Origin of the sequence: Parvimonas parva, assembly GCF_016552165.1 — a bacterium.
GTDB lineage: Bacteria > Bacillota > Clostridia > Tissierellales > Peptoniphilaceae > Parvimonas > Parvimonas parva.
The window spans coordinates 1-4,551 of sequence record NZ_JACVDA010000040.1 but is presented as its reverse complement, the minus strand read 5'-3'; the positions used below and the strand labels follow the sequence as shown (position 1 = coordinate 4,551).

The following is a 4,551-nucleotide window of genomic DNA, read 5'->3' as shown; positions in this document are numbered from 1 at the left end:
TTAAAGGAGTAAAAAATACGAATTAAAGGAGTAAAAAATACGAATTAAAGGAGTAAAAAATACGAATTAAAGGAGTACTTTTAATTGACAATACTCCATATTTATTTTATAATAATTAAAACAATATTTTTGGAGGTGTTTTTATGAATGAAATAGTTAAATACAACAATCAAATGAATGAGGTGAATTTTAAAGACTTTAATGTTATAGAGTTAGATTTACTAATGACTATTTGTAGCAAAATGAGAGAACAAGGACTAAAAATAATCGAATTTTCTTTTGAACAACTAAAAAAAATATCTAATTATGACCCTAAACAAAGTAATAAAAAGTTTATAAAAGATTTAGAAAAAACTTATGATAAATTAATAAAATTAAACTTTAAGATTGGTGATGATGTTAATTTTACTAAATTTGTATTATTCAACAAATACACAGTAAACGGAGATAATAACAAAATAACCATTGGAGTTAATCCAGAATTTTATTTTGTTCTTAACGAATTAACATCTAACTTTACAAGATTTGAACTAAAAGAATTTATTGACCTAAAATCAAAATACTCAAAAGAGTGTTACAGAAGATTAAAACAATTTAGAAAAACTGGCATGTGGACTGTTGAAATAGAAGAATTTAGAAGAATTTTAGATATTCCAAAATGCTATAGGATGACTGATATAAATAAAAATGTGTTGAAATTTATTGAAATCGAGCTATCTCCACTTTTTAAAAATTTACAGATTGAAAAAATCAAGAAAAAAGGTGCTTATGCTGGACGGGGTAATAAAGTAACACATATTGTTTTTACGTTTGAAAAAGAAGACGAAACACCATATAACGTTAGAATTAATGGGAATAAAACAAAACTATCAAATACTGAACGTGAAGTTTGGCGAAATTTTGAAACCGAAGAAAGACAAGAACTAGATGGACAACTTGATTTTTTGCAAAGATAGTTTGATTAAAAATATATAAAGATGTGTCAAATATATAGCCATTTATGATTATAAAAATCTAACACATCTTCACTGATACATATTAAATTAAATTAAACAACACCACATATAAATATAAAATCACCAAAAATATTTTTGTATAAGTTTCAAATTTAACTTTCTTCAGGACTACCAAATATACCATTAATACAAACGATAATAGAAAAAATGAAATAGTTAATATGCTTTTCAATTTATTAGAATCCATAGTTATTATTGTATTGTAAAGCTATAGTATAAAACTCTAGAAACATCAAAATAAAATGGACTTTCGTGTTCTTCCCAATAATTTCGCAAATCAGCAGACATTTGCCCTAGATAGGATCCAATAAGCCCTTCAATAACAGCTGCTGGTGGAACTGGTATGCTGAATAATGCTGCAAGTGCATAAGCTGAAGTTGATGATGTACTTATCTTGTATGCATATCTCCTAACTTGTGTTCCATTATTAAATATGTGTCTTGCTCCCCACCATTTTTGTATAACTTCATGTCCTGTATCATCCCAAAAAGTAGCTTTTATTTCTGTATCTATTATAGTTTTTTCTTCATCTATGATTTTGTGATTAGTTTTTATATCTACATTCGTTTCGGTTATCATATTTCTTATTACTATTAATAATTCTTCATAAGAAAAATTGTTTTTATTTGCATATTCTTTTACAACTTCTTTTAATTTTTCGTTCTCAATCAATTTAAAAGAATTATTTTTAACTATTACAAACTCATCTAATTTAGATAAAAATTCATTTGAAATAGTTAATTTAACATTATCATTTTTGTTTATGGATTCTTCTTTTGCGTAAGTTTTAATTTGATTTACTGGCATTCCCATTGAAACAATTCCTAACACTGTTGCAAGTAAAAATGCAATCTTTTTTTCTTTTTTCATAACGATACCTCCTAAGAAATTAGCACAATTGTACTTTAACAAAATCATATTCCTGCTATATAAATTTGTCAAGACTGATATTTTTTACCAAAATATGATATAATTAAATGGTTATGGTTCAACTATAAAAATCCATTTGTACTTTGTGTTTAGCACATTGTACTTATGGATTTTTTTGTTGGGGGTTAAGGGGGATAAAGTCCCCCTTGCAAGTTCCAAAATGAAATTTTGGTATAACTTGCTCTACCACTTTTCAAGTTTTTAATTTTATGGTATTATGTACTCGTATAATAGCATAAAATTAATTACGCAGAAAGGTGGTAGCTAGATGTGGCACATATAGAAAAATTTGCTAAAAATTCCGTTGGACATTTGTTCGCACATTTTGAGCGAAAAAAGGAGAATGGGGAATTTGTTAAATTTAGTAATCAAGAAATAGATACAACAAAGACAGACCAAAATTATAACCTTGCTTGGAATAGAGATAAAAAACAATACCAGATATACAAAGACAGATTATCTCAAGTACAAGTATTTAACCGAAATGATGTAAAAACATTATGCAGTTGTGTAACTACCATTCCACAAGATACATATTTGAAATTCAAAGATAACCCAAAGGCTATTAGGGAATTTTTTGAACATTCCTACAAATTTTTAGAGAATAGGTATGGGAAACAAAATGTAGTATCCTCATTTGTCCATATGGACGAAACTACACCACATATGCACTTTGCTTTTATTCCTGTAGTGTTTGATAAAAAGAAAAACATAGAAAAAGTCTGTGCTAAAGAAGTCATAACAAAAACAGAATTAAAGACATTTCACAAAGATTACCAAGAATACTTGGATAATAACCTAAGCTATGAGTGTTTAGTTCATACTGGAATAACCAAAGAAAATAAAACAATAAAAGAATTAAAGGACGATACAATCAGAAATTACTTTGTATCACAAAAAAACGCCCCTATTTTGAAAGATAACCAAAAAACCGAAGATAAACCAATACAAAAAGTTGAAGTTAAAAAAATACCCTTTTTAGGCGAAATGATTAAAAAGTCTGATTATGATAAACTAAAATCTAATTTTAAAAAATTAAACGTTAAAAATTCTTCTCTAAACGAAAAAATTGACGTTTTAAAAGCAAATAATGAAAAATTAACCCAAGACTTAGCAGAATTAAAAAAAAGCTCTAAAAACATCAAAATTTCTCGATTAAGAGAGGAGTTGATTGATAGTTCTAACGAAATTGAATTTTTAAAGTCTGATTTAAGACAAAAGGACTTCACGATTAAATGCTTCACAGATGAAAATAAAGAATTAAAAGACTCCTTTAAGGGGGCTATTAATGAGATTTCTAACTTGAATGAAACTTTAGAAAATTTTGAAAAGTTTATATATTATAAAACTTTAGATAGTTCTTATAATTACTATTTCTTTGTCGAAAATTTAAATCGTCTTTGCGATAAAAGTATTAATAGCTATCTAAGCAAGAAAATAAAATCATTAAATTTTAAAAATTTAAATTTAGAACAATGTAAAAAAATTCTTAGCGAACATGAAATTCTAAAGATTAGGCAAGTAGAAATAACAAATTATAACAAAAGAGATATACAAGTTATAGACGATGCTGTATTTGAAATGACTAACAGTAAATCTTTTGAAACATTAGATGAACGTATAAATCGTTACAAAGAAAAAATAAAATCTAATAAATCTATTACAAAAAAATCAAGAGATTTTAGTTTATAATTTATATTTTAAATTGTGTTATAATATATAAGTCGTCTAAACCACACAGACACAGTCTGGAGGTGATGAACTTGAATAATCTTATAACCCTAATAAATGCTATCTTGGTAGAAGTGATTGCTTACATTTTCTGCAAGTGGTTTGATAGCATTAACAAAAGACGATAGCCCAAAAATAAAAAAGCAAGGTACTGCAATACCTTGCTTTTTTTGTGCTTAAAACACTATTAACTTGAACACTCTTGTTAACCCTTTGCTTAATTATATAATACCCATTTTTTGTTTTTTTGTCAAATAAATTATTAGACGAGTAAAATAATATTAAGAAAGGGGGTGATTTTATGAATATATTATTAATCTTAATTTTTTTTCTTTGAGACTTAATTCAGTTTTTAATAAAAGAATTGCTAAAAATTTGAATTAAAAACTTTTTTGAAAAAAGAAAATAAAATAATTCAAAATTTTTAAATTAAAACGGCGATGATTTTCAAAGAAAATCAGTAAAGCCGTTTTTTTAATTGACGATGATTTTAGAAAGAGCGTTAGCTCTTAAAATCACGTCCTTAAAAATAAAATATAAAAAGTCGACCTATAGGGAGACACCTTTTAAAATAATTTTGAGCGTAGCGAAAAATTTATATAAAAAATATTAGAAAATTTTTGACCTACTTAGGTCAAAAATTAACCATATCTAAATTAAAAAAATTAAGATAAAAAAAAGTTATCCACAGAGTTGAGTTCCTTTTTTCTTTTCTTTTAATAACCTTTTAGTATTCTTTTATATATCTTTTAGGGGTTCGCGAACCGTTGGTATTACTGCTCTAGAGGGCATTAAAGGGAGTAAAAAATACGAATTAAAGGAGTAAAAAATACGAATTAAAGGAGTAAAAAATACGAATTAAAGGAGTAAAAAA

General features: G+C 26.0%; 3 protein-coding genes. 2 read left to right on the top strand and 1 reads right to left on the bottom strand.

Translation table 11 applies throughout. From position 1 onward, the window contains the following. The first annotated feature begins 143 nt into the window (after positions 1 to 143). On the top strand, positions 144 to 956 hold the full coding sequence (locus IBJ83_RS08265) for a replication initiation protein (protein WP_057257227.1): 813 nt from the start codon (positions 144 to 146) through the stop codon (positions 954 to 956). 252 nt (positions 957 to 1,208) lie between these two features. Here IBJ83_RS08265 and IBJ83_RS08260 read toward each other — a convergent pair whose 3' ends face one another. After that, positions 1,209 to 1,886 (bottom strand): hypothetical protein, encoded by a 678-nt coding sequence (locus IBJ83_RS08260; RefSeq protein WP_197904215.1) that lies wholly within the window; start codon positions 1,884 to 1,886, stop codon positions 1,209 to 1,211. A gap of 330 nt (positions 1,887 to 2,216) precedes the next feature. On the opposite strand from IBJ83_RS08260, the gene mobV reads away from it, so the two are divergent. Then, a complete protein-coding gene (mobV, locus tag IBJ83_RS08255) occupies positions 2,217 to 3,638 on the top strand; it encodes a MobV family relaxase (RefSeq protein WP_201276069.1) in 1,422 nt (473 codons plus the stop codon). The last annotated feature ends 913 nt before the right edge of the window (positions 3,639 to 4,551 follow it).

Excerpts from the sequence above, each read along its gene's own strand:
- IBJ83_RS08265 (WP_057257227.1), top strand. The coding sequence starts at position 144 with ATGAATGAAATAGTTAAATACAACAATCAAATGAATGAGGTGAATTTT.
- IBJ83_RS08260 (WP_197904215.1), bottom strand. The coding sequence starts at position 1,886 with ATGAAAAAAGAAAAAAAGATTGCATTTTTACTTGCAACAGTGTTAGGA.